We start from the raw sequence: 17,531 nt of genomic DNA on the forward strand, positions 1-17,531 counted from the left end.
CAGCAAACGGTCGGCGAGGGTGGACTCTGTCGATTCTTTGCTTGTGACGAGACGGACTACTTCCGGTGGTATATCTCCACCACCGAGCAGGAACGGTCTCATCAAGTGGGGTCAGGCGTGGGCGCCGGTGGGGTCGGCTAGCGGCTCATCTTCGCCCGTCGAGTCATCTGTCGAGCTCTCCCGGCGTGAAACCTGCAGTACCCGCAGCGAGGCGACTAGTCCGAGAATGAGGAACGCGAGCGCGGCGAACATCGCCCATTGAGTGGCTGAGGCGAAGGCCTCGGACAACTGATGGATGACCTCGTCGGGGCCATGACTCTCGCGTAAGCCGGCGATCGCACCGCCCGCCGATTCTCGGGTGGCGTCGGTGAAGTTCTCCGCTGGACCCTCGATACTGCCGAGGTAGTGGGCCAGCCCGATCGACAGGACCGCGCCGACGACTGCGGAGCCGAGCGCCGAGCCGATCTGTCGAACGGTGCTCTGCGTGGCGGAGCCCTGCCCGGACAGGTCTACCGGTATATCGGACAGCACCGTGCTGGTAAGTTGCGCGGACGCCAGGCCGAGGCCGACACCGTAGATCACGAGCACTGCGCCGACCGTGACAGGGGAGACGTCCGCGCTGATGACGAGAACGAGTGTCAGCACGCCGATGATCTCGAGGACGACGCCGACGACGACTGTGCCGGCAGCACCGATCGCAGCCGCCAGGTGACGGGCCATGGTGCCGGAGAGAAAGGCGCCGGCTGCCATCGTTGCCAGCACGAAGCCGGCACCGAGGGTGCTCAGGCCGATGGCATTGATCAGGAACAGCGGCAGCGCGAAGATCAGGCCGAACTCGCCGACTGCGATCATCATCGCGGCGATGTTCCCCCAGCTGAAGGTGGGGGTGTAGAACATGTGCAGGTCTAGAAGTGCGGACCGATTGACTCTGGCACGGTGGCGTTCCCAGAACACGAACAGCGTCAACACTACGGTGGCCACGAGTAGCAGGATCGGCACGATCGAGAGGGGCATGTCCGCAGACCACGTCATACCGAAGAGGCTCAAGTCTTTGAGTGGCTTCCACCAGCCGAGGGTGCTTCCCTCGATGATCGCGAAGACGAGTGCGCCGAAGCCGATCGCACTGAGCAATAGCCCATCCGCGTCGAAGCCGGGGCGGGTGTCGCCGGAGCGGGTCTCGGGGATCACAACCAGTGCTGCGACTATCAGGACAAGGCCGATGGGGATGTTGACGTAGAAGATCCATTGCCAGCTGAACGAGCTGGTAAGCCAGCCGCCGAGCAGCGGGCCGAGTGCGGCGGCGCCGGCCATGACCGCCCCCCAGACACCGAATGCGGCGGCCCGGTCCTTGCCGCGGAAGGTCGCGTTGACTGTCGAGAGGGTGGACGGGAGGATGCACGCGCCACCGACGCCTTGGAGTGCGCGCGCGGAGATGAGCATCTCGGCGCTTCCGGACTTGGCCGCCCAGAGGCTGCCGGCGAGGAACAGAGCGATGCCGACGAGGAAAATATTGCGTCGGCCCAGGCGATCGCCGAGGTTGCCAGTGGTCAGCAGCAGCGCGGCGAACACGATCGCGTAGAGCGAGTTCACCCACTGTGCGTCGGTAATGTTCAGGTGCAGGTCGTCGATGATTGTCGGGAGGGCGACGGCCACAATGGTGCCGTCCATGACGATCATCGCCAGGCCAAGCGCGAGTACGACGAGGCTCCACCACTTGGATATGCGTAAGGCAGGAGAGAGCGCTGCGGCCGATGCGTTTTCCGTCACGGGGTGACCCTACGGTTCGCAGCGGGCAGTGCGCATCAATCGAAAGTCGTACTGTTGACGGCCAGGTGGGTTTGGTGTCGGACGGAATTTCGGGGCACGGCTCGTGGACCGAAGCGTCTACAGAAGTGCGGAAACGAAATCGGGCAACTGGTGCGCCGGTTTGGCTTGCCGATGGGCTACACAATTTTATCGCGCCGGTGTGTGCGATCACGGAAGTCGAAGGAAGGCTGGATCAAGTACTGTCCCGATTCGGCCGGTCGATATCTACATCGACCGGCCGAACGCTGTTATCGGCGCTTGTCAGCGTGCTCAGCGCAGTGTGCCGCCGCCTCCGAAGAAGGCGACGAGTCCGATCGCGGCACTGATTCCGCTGTGATGCCATGGCGCCGAATCAACTTTCGAGTCGACCGCTGATAGGAGGCTGGCCTCGCGGGCAGGAACCACTGCGTCAGTCGTGTCAGCGGTCCCACATTCGCATCGATTTCGTCGAGCACCTCGTCGATCTGCCGCAACGAGAACGGGATGATGTTGGTCCCGCGGGCCGGCTTGCCTTCGCTCCGCTCGATCATCCAGTCCAGCCGGGTCCGAACGAAATCACGCCGATCCGCAAGTGGCGGCAACTGAGTGCCTCCAAGCATGTGGTCGGCAGACCATAGCGCCGCAGCCTCGGCACTGAGGGGACTGAACAGCGACGAGCCATAGCCCACGAAGTAGAGGTTCGGCACATCGAGCGGCAATATTTGCCGATAGAGCTCGAAGTTGCCGTCCACGTCTGTCAGCCGTGTCTGCAGACCGTCGGTTAGGAATGGCACTCTCTGCCGAAATCCTGTGGCGCACACGATAATGTCTGCGGCAACCACGGAGCCGTCGCTAAGTTCGGCGACCGGCTTACCGTCCTTCTCGTGCAGCGAAGCGATGGTTGTTCCTCGCCGGACTCGAATCGTGCCGTCAGTCACCTTCTCATAGAACTGTTCCGTCGCGAGGCTCACCGCGTGCCGTACTATCCGCTCGAATGACCCCTCGGGAACCAATCCGACGCGATCGAGAAGGAGTTGTCGCTGCGTGATCGCCTGGACGGCACTAAGCAGACCGTTGCGCAGGAACCTGCCCGGGCCAGTGAGAAACCTGCCGAATCCGCACTGTTCGATGTGCTCGAACATCCCCTCGCTAAGTCGAGTGAGAAGGATGTACTTGTAGTTCAGCGTATTTCCCAGCTTTCGGGGCATCTTCCACGTGACCTCGCGTGCCACCACCGTCATGGAGGACGTGACCTCACTCAGGGCCTCCGCGACGTCACATGCAGACTTTCCGTACCCCACGACCAGGACATCCTTGCCGGCCGCGTCCTCGAGATGGTGGAAGTCGGAGGCTGCGCACAGCCGACCCCCTGCCACCTCATACTCCGTCACACCTGGATATGGGGGAACGAACGGTTCGCAGAAGATACCGTTCGCGATCACGAGGCGGTCGTACTGCTGCTCCGCGACCCGGCCGGTATCGACCTCGCAGGTCCTCACCGACCAGGTCCCGGAGTCCTCGTCCTGCGTCGCCGACGTCACCTCTGTGCCCAGACGCAGGTGCGGGCGTAGCCCGAAGCACTCGGCGTACCCGTCGAGATACCTCTGCACCTGCTCCCCCGTAGGCCACTCGGGGTAGTCCCGCGGCATCGGATAGTCGGAGAAGGCATAGGTGCCCTTGTTGTTCTGGGTCGTCACCCCCGGATAGCGACGCGTTACACTCCACACACCGCCGACATCCGGGGCTCGGTCGAACACGGTGACATCGAACCCGAACTGTTTCAGCACCTTTGCCGAGGACAAGCCGGCGACACCTGCTCCGATAATCGCAACCCTCACCGGACCACACCGCCCTCGACGACCACCGGTCGCGGGAACTCGGCTCGCCGCGGACTCACGCCGATGCCTCCTCAAGCTCGAGCGCCTCACCGAGGAACTGCCCCACCAGCTGCTGGAAGCGGGACGCATGCTCGATCTGCGTCCAGTGTCCACACTTCCCGAACACGTGTAACTGCGCGTTGGGGATCGTCTCGAACATGCGCCGGGACGCAGCCACCGGCACCACCCGGTCCTCACGACCGTGGAGGATGAGCACCTCATGCTCGATCTTCGCCAACTCGGTGTCGGGCACGATCTGCGCATCGAGCCACCGCTGCCGCGGCGGCGGGAACACCTTCTCGAACGCTTCCTGCGCCCCCGGCCGCAGCGTCGCCCGGTAGCGCAACTCGGCGAGTTCATCGGTCACCAGTGCCCTGTCGTACGCCATGATGTCCATGATCTTCTTCATGTTCTCCACCGACGGGGTATAGCCCCATAGCGCGTCGAGCTCGGGCGTGAAGTCGAACTTCACGCCGCCCGCGCCCATCAGGACGATTCGGCCGAGCCGATCCGGGTGCCGAGTCGCCAGGTGCAGCGCCAACCCGCCACCGAAAGAGTTCCCGACCACGTGCACCTTCGGGATGTCGAGCCCGTCGAGCAGCGCCAGGATCTGGTCGATCCAGGTGTCGAAGATTTCGAACTGCGCGGGTTCGGGTAGCGAGGTGTAGCCGAATCCCACCAGGTCCGGCGCGATCACTCGAAAGTTCTGTGCCAGAACCGGAATCAGGCCACGCCAGTTGGCCCAGGCTGAGACTCCGGCCCCGGATCCGTGCAACAGGAGTATGGGAGTGCCGGTCCCGACGTCGTGGTAGTTCGTGTCGAAGGATCCGGTGCGTAGGAGCTGGCCGATCTCCGGGTTGGATTCAGTAATCATTGTCAATCCTTGCTCGCGAATACGGAGGCCACGGTCGAGAGGAGCTCGTCCTGTACACGCTCCGGGGACGGGTAGGCGCGTTTGCTGTGTGCCAGTCCGGTCTGCACCAGCAGTTCACACAGCTTGTAGGCGACGACTCCAGGGTTGAGGACCGGAACGTCGAGCACCGACGACAGATATGCGTGGCTCTGGTGCATCGTCGTCGAGCCGAGAATGATCACGTCCGCGCCGTCCTCCTCGACGGCGGCCCGCGCCTCCCGCTCGACCGCCGCGAACACGAACTCCTCTTTGCCGGCCAGCAACTCCGCCGCATCGGGCCGGACACCGATGTCACGCACCGATGCCAGTCGTCCGGTGAGCCCGTTCTCGCGGGCTGCCTTGTGGTACAGCTCGTGCCACTCGGGCCACATCGTCACCACCGAGAAGCGCTTGCCCAGCAGGCATGCGAGCAACATGGTTGCCTGGCTGGGTGCGACAACCGGGATCGTCAGCCGAGAACGGAGTGCGGCCAACGCCGAATCGCTCATCGAGTTCACGCATACAGCCGCGTAGCCCTGTTCCTCGGCGCGGCATCCTGCATCGAGCACGAAGGCGTCCGCCAGTGTCGTCTCGTACGCACTGTCGAGCGTGCCACCGCCTGCGCGTGCCGACACGAACACGTTCTCGAAGTCGGGATGGACGAAATCACCGGAGAGCTGGGATGCGAAGGCATCCAGCGATTCCGGCGGGACCGGAACCGGAATGATGTTGAGTACGCGCTTCATAGATCGAGTTCCTCTCGGGTACGGGTAAGGGTGTCTACGACGGCGTACGCGACGGCACGCGTCGCCATCATGACGTCGGAGACCGAAGCGACGCCCATGCCGCCGAGCCCCTCGTTGAGTTCTTTCGGTGCGGTGGCCGGCGGCCACGGGTAACCGATTCGCGCACAGGGAATTCCGAGTCTCCGAATGAGAGTGCCATCGGTCTGGCCGCCGAGCAGTGGCGTCGTCTCGTACGGCGAGCCCTCGACCTCCTCCCAACCGCGCCGGCAAGATTGAATGATCCAGTTGTCGGGGTCGGTTGCGCCGCCGGGCAACGAACCGTACATCTCCCAGTCCATCTCGACCTCGGGATGTCTATGGCGGACTGCGGAGATCATCTGCGCAAACTGGTGCCGGACGTCTCCCGGTGTAACCCGGGGGTTGACTCGGACATCGAGGTAGATTTCGGTGGTGGCCGACGGGAATGCCGGCTTGTCCGGGCTCCCCGACCGTACCGCCGAGATCCAGCCCTCGGGGATGGTGGAGCCCGATGTGTTGTGCGCGGTGTATTCGGGCAGCCACCCCTCAATCTCCTGGATCACCGTCGCTGCCGGAACGATGGACGAGCGGAAACCCTCTGTGCCCCTGGAGATTCCCGCATATCCATACGTGCCACGCACGGACACCTTGAACCAGCACATCCCCGGCTCCTCGGGGTACACGGCCCACCACGGCTTCAGTACAATCGCGTGGTCGGGGACCATGCCGTGCGTAAGCATATGGAACACACCGCTACTCATGCCGACGTGGTCTCGACCGCTCATCGTCACCGGCATGCCACCGCCGGCGAATCCGATCGCGAGGTCACCGATCAGTGGAAGATCCGCGTCGACAACGGCATGCATCACTTCGGTCAGACCGGCGACCATGCATTTCGGATTTGCGGCACCCAGCCCGACGACCAAGTCGCCGTCCACCTTGGCATCTGGAATCATGTCGGGACGCAACGACTTTCCTACCCACGGCACGTCCGACTCGGGATCGATGTGGGTATCGATCGGCGCGTACAGCAGCAACCGGCTCCCACCGCCCGTACCGGCAATCTCACCGATCGCATTTCCAGTGTGCTCGGAGATCGGCTGGTATCGGGCGTCGATACCGACCTGATCTCTCAGGTGGGTCGTCAGATACTCGGACGCAGCCCGCTCTCGGCCCGTCGGGCTGTGAATATCGATGAGATCGACCAGTAGGTCCCGGAACCGGTCCGGATCGAGCTTCCGGCAGACCTCCTCGTACATCTCCCTGCGTGTGTCGTCCAGCGGCAGTCGTACGGTTGGCGATGTCTCAGGCACGGTCGGTCTCCTCCGCTACTTCCGGACGCATTGCCAGCCCGACGCGGTCGGTCAGGCAGGTCGCCACTCGAACGAGTGCCTGGTCGGCGTGCGCGGGCGCGATGAGCTGGATCCCGAGGGGTAGGCCGTGTGCACCGCGTCCTGCGGGCAGCCCGACAGCGGGACAGCCACTCACGCTCGCCAGCTTGTTGAAGACGGGATCTCCGGTGCTGGTCAGTCCGGCCGGCGCTTCCCCGGGTGCTGCAAGGGTCAGCAAGAGGTCCACATCGCCGAAGGCCTTGGCGACGAATGATCGAGCGGAACGCAGCACTAGACGTGCCTGCTGGATCTCGCTCGACTGCGCGGTACGGCCCGCGTACAGGAAGGCCTGCAGTTGGTCACTGACCCTTTCCGGGTGGGATCGGTGGATCTTCTCGGTGAGGGCGGCGGACGCCTCAGTCGACATGATGAGCGTGTGCGCGTCGTCGAGATCTGCCATTTCCGGTGGTACCTCGATCTGGCGGAGATCCGCCACCACGTGTCGCAGGCTCGACCCGAACTCCTCGAGCAACGCTGCAGCAGCGGGGCTCGCCCGGTCTGCCCATGGCGGACGCAGCACGCCAATTCGTATGTCCTGCAACGCGGGCAGAACCGTCGCGGAGGGGGTGTGGGCACCATCCGAGGCAAGGGACTCGTCGAGGGCGCCCAGCCACGCCGGATGCCGCGCGAAGCCACCTACGGTGTCGAATGTGAGCGCCACCGGAAGTACCCCGTCGAATGGCCATCGGCCGTAGGTTGGCTTGAGCGTGAAGACACCGCAGAACGAACCGGGACGCAGTACCGAGCCCGCGGTCTGGGTGCCAAGGGCCAGTGGCACCTGCCCGTCTGCGACCGCGGCGGCCGAGCCGCTCGACGATCCGCCAGGGGTGTGTTCCAGCCCGTGGGGATTGCGGGTGTTCGTCGGGCGATACGTGGCGAACTCTGTGGTAGTCGTCTTGCCGAGGATCACTGCCCCGTCGCGGCGGAGCCGCCGGACAACTTTCGCGTCACGTTCGGGCTGCCACCCCGCCCACAGTTCGGAGCCGTAGCCGGTGGGTTGATCAGCGGTCTCGATGATGTCCTTGAGACCGAACGGGATCCCATGCAGTGCCGACCGTCGTGGCTCGGAGTCTCGCGATCGGGCCTGCTCCAGGGCAAGTTCCGGATCGAGGTGAGCCCACGCCCTAATTATGTTGTCGCGCTGGTCGATTCGTTCCAGACAGTGCTCGACCGCGGAGACGCTGAGGTTCTCGTCGGTTAAGATGTTCGCGAACGGGGAGGTGGCGCCGGACAACGCGATCACCCCGCCTTCTGCGGCTCGTGGCCCCAGCGTGACGGCGATCGGAAGGTCTTGACTTCCCAGTCGTCGGAGTTCACCTTCTCGCCGCCGTACCCGATTTCGATTCCGAAGCCCGACGGGGTACGTAGGTAGAACGAGGTGACACCGTCGTTGGTATGGCGGCCGAATGTCATCTGCAGTGCGATGCCGGCCTCGTTGACGATGTCGTACGCACGACCGACGTCGTCAAGTGACGCCACCTCTAGCATGAGGTGGTTGAAGTCCCCACCCTTGAAGCTGAAGCACTCGTTCATCAGGGCCAAGCTGTGATGACGAGCATTGCAGTGCATAAAGGTCGCGTCCGCGCCGTCCCACACGATGTAGTCCGTCAATTGGAACCCGAGGACCCGGGTGTAGAAATCGACTGCCGCCGGGTAGTCCTTGCACATGAGGACGACGTGACCGAGACCGAGTTCACCGGTCACGAAACCACCGATGACGCGGCCCTGCTCCAGAGGGAGGTGATCGACGGTCGGCCCGAAGCAGACCTCGTTTGGGAATCCGTCTCTGTCGACGAATCGGAAGGCCGCCAGCGCCATTCGCTCCTCCGGCGCAACTGTGTTGGTCCATTCGACAGCGATACCTTCGGCGCTCACTCGCTCTGCCGTCTCCTGGAGTTCTTGGGGGCTGTCGACCTCCCACATGATGGTCCGGATCCGGTCCTCGGAGGCGGGGTACAGCGCGATGCGGTGATGACGATCGTCGATTCGGATCAACAGCGGGTCTTGATCGGACTCGCGAGGTCGGGCGTGAAGCCCGAGAAGGTCGACCAGCACGTGGCGCCAAGCCTCGAGATCGGTGACGTCGACGCTCAGAGCGCCCAGACGGGAAATACTCATCTCTTGCCTCTGTTCGGAAGTCGAACTGCATCACGGCGCAGCTCGATCGTGATCTAGCTGGGAAGGAACTGCTCGGCGTGGATTCGCTCCGCCGGCATTCCTAGTTCGAGCAGGCGTTCCTCGGCTGCCTGCAGCATCCCCGGAGGACCGCACAGGTATGCGGAAGTCTGCGGATGCGCGACGTCCTCGGAGGTCAGGACGCTGACGGGATTGCCCATCAGTATGTCGGGTGCTACAACGGGCTCGTCGACAACAACTCGGACCCCCAGATTGCGCATGAAGCTCTGGCGCGCGTCGAGTTCGTCCAGGTGAAACAGGTCGGACTCTCGGGTGCAGCCGAAGACCAGCCGTATCGGAGAATCGGTGCGTGCAGTCTGCAGCGTCTCGAGCATCGAGAGCATCGGAGCCAGACCGGTGCCGCCCGCGATCATCAGGGTCGGTCCCGGATCGTCCGCGAGCCCGAATCCCCCGATTGGCCCTTCCAACTCGATCAGATCGCCGATCGCGACAGTGTTCCGCAGGTAGTCCGACATTGCGCCGGAAGGGAGCACTCGGATCGTGAACGTCAGCTTCTTGCGCTCGCGCTCACCTGATGCCATTGAGTACGAGCGCCACTCCTCGGTATCGGGGACGCGCATCCTCACGTACTGACCTGCCCGAAACGAGAAGCGAACCGACTTCGGGAGTTTGAGCTGCAACTCCACCACCGACTCGCCGAGCCAGGTGACCGCACCGACCTTCGAGGTGGTGCCGATCACCGGGTATTCGTCCAGCATGGCTGCCGGGTAGTCGAGCTCCACCTCGGACTCCGAGAAGGCGTGCGACTGACACAGCAGCCGGTGGCCGGCGGCCATCTCGTCCTGCCGCAGCGAGTACACCCGCCCCTCGGGCATCACAATGTCACCACACGCGACCCGACCGACGCAGGTTCCGCAAGTGCCGATGGTGCACTGACTGACCAGCCGGACACCGGCCGAGTTCGCTGCTTCGAGAATGGTGGCACCGGCCGGCACCGCGATGGTCTTGGTTCCGTCCGCGAACTTCAGATGGACGTTGTTCTCAGTGGTCACTGCATGCTCCGGAATTGCGTCAGTCGGGGCGATCGACATGGTCAGTCCTCGTCCTGGAATGGCGACTCGAAGAAGCCACGCGGATGGCGCGCAGCCATCTTTCGCCAAGCAATGATGGAATAGTCCATGTCGCAAAGCATTTCGTTGTTCCAGCCGTCAAACCGGGTGTAATGCTCCTCTGTGGCTTCACGGGCGAAGACGTCGCTGTTATTGAAGCCTTCGAGCGCCAGCGGCAGCATGAAGTTGTCGTACTTGAAGTTGAACTCGGCGATGTCCTCGTCGGTGGTCGCACGCGTGGCGAGCACCTCCCAGTACTCGTGGTGGTGATCGTCGATCGGCACGTAGAACTCGTATTGGACGACGTCCGTGATGGGCCAGTGCTCCACCATGAGGACGCCCGGAACCCACAGCGAGGTACGAAAGTAATGCGGCACCGTGCCGCGCGCCTTCATGTTGACCTTGGGGTTGTCCAGCACGGGCTGGTAGAGGTCTGGGCAGTCGTACCGGTTCATCACGCCCTTCGGTCCATCAGGAATGTCGATCTCCTCGGTCGCCGAATCGGTGAGGGCGTTGACGCCGAGCGGTAGTGCGCGGTCCAGCGCAACCAGGATCTGGTTGTCCCAGTGCACGAGGAGGTGACCCGGGTCAAGGCCGTTCTCCGCCGCGAGACGCCAGTTCCCGACCAGCTTGCGGTGGATGCCTCTAATGACGATGCCCTCGTCCAGGAGGTGCGGTACCGGAGTGTTGTTGGGGTCGTTGGTGACTGGAGCAGGAAGGTCGCTGCTGAGCGGCGGCGGGGTCCCGTAATCCTCGTCTCCGACGAACACGTAAATGATTCCGTTGGCTTCCTCGGCGGGGTACGTGCGGATGCCGGCGTTACCGATCAGCGAGTCGTCGGGATTGCCGACGATCGTCGTGAGGCTGCCGTCCTCGAGGCCGTAGGTAAATCCGTGATACCAGCACGTGATGGTGCCCTCGGACAGGCACATCGGCTTGGCCGAGAGCTTCACTCCGCGATGGATGCAGCGATCCGATACCGCGTAGGCCTTGCCCGCCGAGCGGCGCACGGCGATGTCGTGCCCGCCGATAGTAACGCCTTTGGCGGTGCCGTCTTCGAGTTCGTCGGAGAGCAGTGCGGGGTACCAGTGGTTGGCGTAGCCCCAATCGGCCTTGACATAGGGCGCGTATTGGCGGGTGACGCCGGCAGACGAGCCGCTGTGAGACGACGTAGTCATCGAAGAGACCTCCGTGTGGTCTGGATGGATTGGCTTTTGCGCTGGGTGAATGTGCCAGCTGCGCGATGGTCCGGGCTGTGGGCCGCAGGTTGTGTAGAAGTTGAAACACCTTGGGTGTTGCGAGTCACAGTATCAGTTATTCATGAAGTGTCAATAGATTTTCTATGAATGATCTCCGAATGAGTGCAGCAGTTACCCCTGATACCGTTGCAATTAACCGCGCATCCCTCCAGCTACCGCGCCACGCAGGTCATCCGCCGAGCGAATAGAGAAAGAGAACATGAGCATCACCGACCCCCAGTCGCCCGGAGAGCCCGATTCACTGGCGCGGGGACGTCGCTGGCACCTCGCGGAGAATGCCTATGAGGAAGCGCTCACAGCATTCGAGTTCGCAATTCTGCAAGTAGAGGGCGGATTCCAGCGTTTTGCGGTCCAGTCGATCCGCGTCGCAGCCGAAATCGATCTAGGGTTCAACGAGGTCGTGGCTCTACACGTCGTACGGATGCAGGAACGATCGAAGGACACCGCAACGATTGCGCAGCTGACCAACCGCGACGATTTACCGAACCTGCAGTACAATCTGCGCAAACTGGTGAGCATTGGTCTTCTCGAACGCACCAAGTCCGGCACCTCGTCGGTCTTCACAGTTACCGCGAAGGGTCGCGAGATCACCGATCGTTACGCACTACTGCGTCGACAAACCCTGGTGTCAAACCTCGAGGAATTGAGCGACATCACCACCAAGATGAACCATGCAGTTCGATCGATGCAGGTGCTCACCGGCCTCTACGAAGCGGCCAGTCGCGAGCTCGCCACTATAAACACCGCTGTGCTGTTCGAACCCCTGCCCGACGCGGGGACTCCGGCCGAAACCACTGCCCAACCGAAGAAGACGGCCGGAAAACCTAAGCTACAGGCGAAGCACACCCATTCCTGACTTCATTCGCCGTCAGGACAAGAGCCGCTCGATCACAGCCCGCGCGGCCAGCGCCTTCTCGCCGTACTCTTGATAGAGGTCCGAGGTCAGGCGAGATGCCGGACCGGAGACGCTGAAGCACCCACGCACAGCGCCACCCCGCCCACGTAAGGCGACCGCGACGGCCGCAATGCCGTCGTGCAGTCCCTGATCAGTCACGGCGTACCCACGGCGGCGGATCTCCGCGATCTCCCGCCGCAATACCTCCGGATCGGTCACGGTGCGGCCGGTTAGCGGGGCCAGCTCGGCCGACAGAAACTCCTCGATCTCGACGTCCAGAAGCGATGCGAGGTACGCCTTACCGTTCGACGACGCATGCAAGGGCAGTCTTGTCCCCAACGGAAGAAAAGCCCGCAACTGGTGGGCACTGTCGAGACGCTCGACCAGCACCAACTCGTCCCCCTCTGGAACCGCCAGATGAACAGTCTCCCCCGTCTCGGTCTGCAGCCGACTCAACTCCGGCAGTGCCACGTCACGTAGGTCGTCTCCCGCCGAGAGGGCACTGCCCAGGCTGAAGGCTCGACCAGTGATCACCCACCGCCCCGGATCGTTGGTCGCGGCGCGAAGCCAGCCGGCGTCAGCGAGGGTCTTGAGACATCGCTGAACCGTGCTCTTTGGAACGTCGAGCCGCTTGCTCAGCTCGGACAGGCCGACGGGCTGTGTGGCTGCAACCTCCTCGAATACTCGAAGTGCGGTGAGGACGCTGTTCATTCAAGACCTTTCACACACGTCGGTTGACTGCGAGCAGTGCGGGCTATACGTTATCTGGACCACAATGTAGCACAACGGTCCATATAGTGGACCGAACCTGCCTAGTAGGATTTCGAGAAAGGGCCGTCGCCGATGACCATTCTTATACCTCGACCGCTTCTGGCATCGCTCGTCAATCCGGACGCCTGCGTCGACAACCGCAGCGCGGTGCGTGTCGGGGGCGACGCACTCTCCCGCTCCGAATTGATCGCTGCGGCTGCTGCCGTGGCCGACGAGATCGCCGGCGCCACAAGGGTTGCCATCGATGCAACTGCAACCATCGAGACTGTCATCGCGGTGACGGGATGCCTCTTGGCCGGCGTGGCGGCGGTTCCGGTGCCACCGGACTCGGGGCCAGCCGAACGGAACCACATCCTGAAGGACTCGAACTCACAACTCTGGCTCGGAGGTCAGCGAGAGGGGGTCACGCTCCCCCGCGTCCCGATCGATGCGCGAGCGCGGTCAGGGTCGACGCACCGCGAACCCGACCCCGGAACTACCGCGATGATCATGTACACCTCAGGAACGACCGGTGCCCCGAAGGGCGTCGTGCTCTCCCGTGCTGCTGTGGCGGCGGGACTGGACGGACTCGCCGAGGCCTGGGACTGGAGTCCGGACGACACCCTCGTCCACGGGCTACCACTGTTCCACGTGCACGGGCTCATCCTCGGCGTCGTGGGAGCACTCCGGCACGGCTCACCTCTCGTGCACACAGTGCGTCCCTCTCCGGACGCGTATGCAGAAGCGGGCGGTTCACTGTACTTCGGCGTCCCCACCGTGTGGTCTCGAATGTGCGCCGACGAGTCGACTGCCCGAGCCCTCGCCTCCGCGAGACTCCTCGTTTCAGGCAGTGCTCCCCTGCCAGTGCCCGTCTTCGAGCGCCTGACTGCTCTCACCGGGTCTGCTCCGATCGAGCGCTACGGGATGAGTGAGACCCTCATCACACTGAGCACCCGGTTCGACGGCGAACGACGACCCGGTTGGGTCGGGTTTCCGATCAAGGGAGTCACAACCCGACTACGGGACCAGTCCGGCAATCTCGTGCCGCATGACGGAGAAACCCTCGGACAGTTGGAGATCGCGGGACCGACCCTCTTCGACGGCTATCTCGGCAATTTCGATAAAACAGCCGAATCGATAACCGACGACGGCTGGTTCAAGACTGGCGACATCGCCATTGCGGACGGCGACTTCCACCGCATCGTGGGACGGGAGTCGATCGACATGATCAAATCCGGTGGCTACCGGATCGGTGCCGGCGAGGTGGAACAGGCCCTTCTAAGCCACCCCGGCGTCCGAGAGTCCGCGGTCATCGGCGTGGCGGACGACGATCTCGGACAGCGGATCGTAGCCTACGTAGTCGGTGACTGTCCCGATCATAGCGAGCTCTCGAACTTCGTCGCTCAGACCCTGTCAGTTCACAAGCGTCCCCGAGAAATTCGCGTTGTAGACGCCCTTCCACGCAATGCCATGGGAAAGGTGCAGAAGAAGCTGCTCATCGAGGACTTCGAGGCGGACAGATGAGTACGCCCACCCTTCCTGGCAGGATCCAGACCTCTATTGAGCGGCGCGTGGCGGTCATCACGATCGATCATCCCAGCCGCCATAACGCTCTTACCGGAGAGATGCTCGACGAGCTGACGACCACACTCGCTCGACTCTCGGTCGATCCTGCCGTCTCTGTAGTCATGGTGACCGGCTCTGGACCGCACTTCTGTGCCGGGATGGACATCCGAGAACTGCGGTCAGCAAGAGAGTCCGGCATCCGCATGGAAGATCGGGTAACCGACGCGGAAGAGGCACTCGCGGCATTTCCCAAACCGACGGTCGCGGCAATCGCGGGCTACTGCATAGGCGGTGGCGCACAACTCGCGCTCGCGTGCGACATTCGCATTGCCGCCGAGAACGCCGAGTTCGCGGTGACACCCGCGAAACTCGGCGTGATCTACCCGGCCCGGACGATCACCAGGTTGGTGCGCACCCTGGGGCCAGCAACCGCGAAACGGCTGGTGATCACCGGTGACCGGGTAGGCGCAGATACTGCACTGACTGCGGGAATCTTCGCGGAGGTCGTACCAGTCGACCGCCTTCGAACACGTGCGGCGGCGTTGGCGGACACGATCGCCAGCCGATCCTCCATCACCCAGCAGGCAGCAAAAGAGATGATCGACGCTGCGGCTGGTCGGGGAATTGATGGCAAGCTTGAGCACCGCTGGGCCGTTGCATCCAACCCTGATCTCCAGATCGGTCTCGACGCCTTCCTCGCTGGCAATGCCCCGAAGTTCTCCAATCCATAGTATTTCTCTCAGAGAGCATCCGAATACTCTGAATTTGGGGATCATCGGCGTGCGACAACCGGAAAATGAGTGAACTCCTGGTTGGTCAATAGGTGCTTACGCCACCGACCCGACTAGGAGTTCACTTGTCATCAGCACTCATTTTCCTGTGCCCGTCATGCGCTACCCACGATCAGGGCGAGCCGTGGGTATTCGGCGTCCGGCTTTCGTCTATCACGGTGTCAGCGACCCAGAACGAGAGTGTCGACCAGAATGTAGGCGGCGACGGCGAACACCAGGTAGCGAACTAGTCTTGGAGTTTGCCCTTGTTGACGCAGTTGCCTAACCGGCTTGAAACCAGTGATGCAACGATCGCAGCGCCGGAAAAACCGATCGTTATGGCCGGATCGATGGTGACGCCGCCACCCAGGTACGAGATCAGGCTGGCTGAGGAGTTCGCGACGATGATGAGAAGCGATGTTCCGACCGCGATCTGCATATCGATGCCCAGCATGAGCACCAGCGCGGGGATGATGAGGAATCCGCCGCCGACTCCGAAGAGCCCCGTCAGAACGCCGACTGCGAAGCCGTCGGGGATCGCGCGAGGTGCGCAGCGCCGCCAGTTGATGCCGGAATCACCTACGCTGCAGGTAGTCCCGGTATCGCCGCGGTCGGCGAGCATACGGGCACCGGCGATGATCATGACGACGGCGAACCCGATCATCACGGCGGCCCGGAGCGGAATCATGCCGACACTCCTGACTGGCAGATCTGTACCGTGTCTGAGACCCCGCATCCACGACGCCCGAGTTCAGCCACTCCCGGGTGTAGACGTCGGCGGTCACTGCGCCCACGGTCAGCGCCGCTTCGATGCCCGCGATTACGTCATCGCTATCGATGGTGCGGTGCAGGAGTAGGACGTCGATGAGTTGGCGGGTTCCGCCGGCGTCACCGTCGGTTTTGCGGGCCGCCGCCCAGAACGCGTCATGCGCTGCGGTGAACGTCCCGTTCCTGCGGGCTGCGGCCAAAGCGCTCGCCCCTGGCAGGGCACCGGGTTTGGTGCGCAGTACTTCCAGGTAGTGGTCGAGATCGAGGCTCTGGCCGCCCCGGGCGATAACCCGTTGATGGCGAGCGATCACCGCCCGTCCGTCGAAGACCACCACTTCCGATGCCCGCAACGACACCCGCACTTGCCTGCCGATGAAACGTGCTGGGACAGAGTATTTCGCCATTCGCACCGTGATCAACGCTGACCGATCGACTCGTGGTTCCAGCGACAATCCAGGATCGAAACCCTCGACTGGAACAGGGTGCAGAAGCGGTGCTTCGACGGCGAAATCCTGCCCGACAGTGCGGATCCGGTCATTGATGCGCCGACCGTCATCGGCGGCATCCCAGCCACGGATCTTCTCGTTGAGCTCATCGAGGGAATCGACAACGGGCATCGGGGACAATCGGTTTCGGCGGAACCGGCCCACCTCGCCCTCCACGCCGCCCTTCTCATGCGCCCCGGAGATACCAGGCTGGCAGTAAAACGGGTCGAACCCGAAATGCGAGCGGAACAGCACCCATCGCTGGTTCTCCACCCGGGCACGGGATTGCCCGTAGATCACTTTCTGCACGGCACTGGTGAGGTTGTCGTAGCGGATGTGACGGGTTGGGACACCGCCGATCTCGTCGAACGCGGCGATATGTCCTTCGAGGAACGCTTCCTGCCCTTGCGTCGAATACACGCGGTGCACGGATTTTCCCGAATGCGAGAGCCGGAAGGCGAACATGTGGCATTTGGTTTTCACCCCGGCCAAGATCACCCACACTTCACCGAAATCGACTTCCGCTTCGGCTCCGGGAGCGTGTTCCTGCGGGACGAATACTTCGATTCGGCGTCCGGCTTCGACGTCGATCTGCGCTCGCCGGACCCGCACGTAGTCACGCACCGTTGAATACGAAAGGTGCTGCGCTCCATATTCGTCAGCAAGCCTGGCGAGGATTCGGCGGGCCGTGTGGCGTTGTTTTCGTGGTGCGTCGATATCGGCGGTGAGCATGGCGTCGATCGCGGCTTTGAACGGATCGAGCTTCGGTGAGCAGCGAACCGGGATCTTCCTCGGCGGCGGCTCCGCCTGCGCCAACGCCATCCGCACCGTTGCCCGGCCGACCTGGTGGCGGCGGGCCAACTGTCGGATCGAGCACCCCTCGATCCTGGCGTCACGTCGAATGCGGGCGAACAACTCCATCCGAGTCTCCATCACTGCCCTCCACCAGTTGCTGGCATCCGAAAAGCCAGATGGCACCAACTCTGAGGTGGGCTCAGCTCAAACCGTCACCACCGGTCCGGCGAGTCGCAGATGGGTCTGGGTCTAGCCGTCACGGTGGTCTCGACTCAAGCTGTCATAAACA

13 protein-coding genes and 2 pseudogenes are annotated in these 17,531 nt (G+C 63.0%); 3 read left to right on the forward strand and 12 right to left on the reverse strand.

The genetic code is table 11. The annotated features are described in order from the left end of the window. Window positions 1-111: 111 nt before the first annotated feature. From RG2_RS29680 to RG2_RS29720, 9 genes are all read right to left on the reverse strand, one after another. Window positions 112-1,767, reverse strand: a complete 1,656-nt coding sequence (locus RG2_RS29680) for an MFS transporter (protein ID WP_033236896.1) — start codon at window positions 1,765-1,767, stop codon at window positions 112-114. Window positions 1,768-2,054: 287 nt separating this feature from the next. Next, a complete protein-coding gene (locus RG2_RS29685) occupies window positions 2,055-3,752 on the reverse strand; it encodes a flavin-containing monooxygenase (protein WP_080711870.1) in 1,698 nt (565 codons plus the stop codon). Continuing rightward, window positions 3,679-4,536 carry an alpha/beta fold hydrolase gene (locus RG2_RS29690; RefSeq protein ID WP_033236894.1) on the reverse strand — a complete coding sequence of 286 codons (858 nt, stop codon included), beginning with the start codon at window positions 4,534-4,536 and terminating at the stop codon, window positions 3,679-3,681. The genes RG2_RS29685 and RG2_RS29690 overlap by 74 nt, the downstream gene beginning before the upstream one ends. Window positions 4,537-4,538: 2 nt before the next feature. After that, on the reverse strand, window positions 4,539-5,300 hold the full coding sequence (locus RG2_RS29695; protein ID WP_033236893.1) for an aspartate/glutamate racemase family protein: 762 nt from the start codon (window positions 5,298-5,300) through the stop codon (window positions 4,539-4,541). Beyond that, window positions 5,297-6,631, reverse strand: coding sequence for a zinc-binding metallopeptidase family protein (locus tag RG2_RS29700; RefSeq protein ID WP_033236892.1), 1,335 nt, complete (start codon window positions 6,629-6,631; stop codon window positions 5,297-5,299). Before RG2_RS29700 ends, RG2_RS29695 begins: the two co-directional genes overlap by 4 nt. Next, window positions 6,624-7,952, reverse strand: coding sequence for an amidase (locus RG2_RS29705; protein ID WP_051730772.1), 1,329 nt, complete (start codon window positions 7,950-7,952; stop codon window positions 6,624-6,626). The genes RG2_RS29700 and RG2_RS29705 overlap by 8 nt, the downstream gene beginning before the upstream one ends. Beyond that, complete coding sequence (locus RG2_RS29710) at window positions 7,949-8,827, reverse strand: VOC family protein (RefSeq protein ID WP_033236891.1); 879 nt, start codon at window positions 8,825-8,827, stop codon at window positions 7,949-7,951. Before RG2_RS29710 ends, RG2_RS29705 begins: the two co-directional genes overlap by 4 nt. A 53-nt stretch (window positions 8,828-8,880) precedes the next feature. Beyond that, window positions 8,881-9,936, reverse strand: coding sequence for an FAD-binding oxidoreductase (locus RG2_RS29715; protein ID WP_033236890.1), 1,056 nt, complete (start codon window positions 9,934-9,936; stop codon window positions 8,881-8,883). A 2-nt stretch (window positions 9,937-9,938) separates the two neighbouring features. Next, a complete protein-coding gene (locus tag RG2_RS29720; protein ID WP_033236889.1) occupies window positions 9,939-11,132 on the reverse strand; it encodes a Rieske 2Fe-2S domain-containing protein in 1,194 nt (397 codons plus the stop codon). Window positions 11,133-11,412: 280 nt separating this feature from the next. On the opposite strand from RG2_RS29720, the gene RG2_RS29725 reads away from it, so the two are divergent. Beyond that, window positions 11,413-12,069: a helix-turn-helix domain-containing protein gene (locus RG2_RS29725; RefSeq protein WP_051730771.1), complete on the forward strand. Its 657-nt coding sequence runs from the start codon at window positions 11,413-11,415 to the stop codon at window positions 12,067-12,069. Window positions 12,070-12,081: 12 nt separating this feature from the next. On the opposite strand, the gene RG2_RS29730 is transcribed toward RG2_RS29725, so the two are convergent. Then, window positions 12,082-12,819, reverse strand: a complete 738-nt coding sequence (locus RG2_RS29730) for an IclR family transcriptional regulator (RefSeq protein WP_033236888.1) — start codon at window positions 12,817-12,819, stop codon at window positions 12,082-12,084. A 132-nt stretch (window positions 12,820-12,951) separates the two neighbouring features. Between RG2_RS29730 and RG2_RS29735 the strand changes: the two genes are divergently transcribed. Both RG2_RS29735 and RG2_RS29740 read left to right on the forward strand, forming a co-directional pair. Next, window positions 12,952-14,382 carry an acyl-CoA synthetase gene (locus tag RG2_RS29735; protein WP_033236887.1) on the forward strand — a complete coding sequence of 477 codons (1,431 nt, stop codon included), beginning with the start codon at window positions 12,952-12,954 and terminating at the stop codon, window positions 14,380-14,382. Continuing rightward, window positions 14,379-15,155, forward strand: a complete 777-nt coding sequence (locus RG2_RS29740) for an enoyl-CoA hydratase/isomerase family protein (RefSeq protein WP_033236886.1) — start codon at window positions 14,379-14,381, stop codon at window positions 15,153-15,155. Before RG2_RS29735 ends, RG2_RS29740 begins: the two co-directional genes overlap by 4 nt. Before the next feature lie 221 nt (window positions 15,156-15,376). On the opposite strand, the pseudogene RG2_RS29745 reads toward RG2_RS29740, so the two are convergent. Continuing rightward, window positions 15,377-15,891 (reverse strand): annotated as a pseudogene (locus RG2_RS29745) (TSUP family transporter); the annotation flags it as partial. Window positions 15,892-15,952: 61 nt separating this feature from the next. After that, window positions 15,953-17,380 (reverse strand): annotated as a pseudogene (gene istA / locus RG2_RS29750) (IS21 family transposase); the annotation flags it as partial. Window positions 17,381-17,531: the final 151 nt, after the last annotated feature.

This window comes from Rhodococcus globerulus NBRC 14531 (assembly GCF_001894805.1).
In the GTDB taxonomy this organism is placed as follows: Bacteria; Actinomycetota; Actinomycetes; order Mycobacteriales; family Mycobacteriaceae; genus Rhodococcus_F; species Rhodococcus_F globerula.

Bases quoted from the DNA above. Each gene is read 5' to 3' on its own strand.
- RG2_RS29740 (WP_033236886.1), top strand. From the start codon at position 14,379: ATGAGTACGCCCACCCTTCCTGGCAGGATCCAGACCTCTATTGAGCGG.
- RG2_RS29690 (WP_033236894.1), bottom strand. From the start codon at position 4,536: ATGATTACTGAATCCAACCCGGAGATCGGCCAGCTCCTACGCACCGGA.
- RG2_RS29685 (WP_080711870.1), bottom strand. From the start codon at position 3,752: ATGCGTCCCGCTTCCAGCAGCTGGTGGGGCAGTTCCTCGGTGAGGCGC.
- RG2_RS29710 (WP_033236891.1), bottom strand. From the start codon at position 8,827: ATGAGTATTTCCCGTCTGGGCGCTCTGAGCGTCGACGTCACCGATCTC.
- RG2_RS29720 (WP_033236889.1), bottom strand. From the start codon at position 11,132: ATGACTACGTCGTCTCACAGCGGCTCGTCTGCCGGCGTCACCCGCCAA.
- RG2_RS29730 (WP_033236888.1), bottom strand. From the start codon at position 12,819: ATGAACAGCGTCCTCACCGCACTTCGAGTATTCGAGGAGGTTGCAGCC.
- RG2_RS29725 (WP_051730771.1), top strand. From the start codon at position 11,413: ATGAGCATCACCGACCCCCAGTCGCCCGGAGAGCCCGATTCACTGGCG.
- RG2_RS29715 (WP_033236890.1), bottom strand. From the start codon at position 9,936: ATGTCGATCGCCCCGACTGACGCAATTCCGGAGCATGCAGTGACCACT.
- RG2_RS29695 (WP_033236893.1), bottom strand. From the start codon at position 5,300: ATGAAGCGCGTACTCAACATCATTCCGGTTCCGGTCCCGCCGGAATCG.
- RG2_RS29735 (WP_033236887.1), top strand. From the start codon at position 12,952: ATGACCATTCTTATACCTCGACCGCTTCTGGCATCGCTCGTCAATCCG.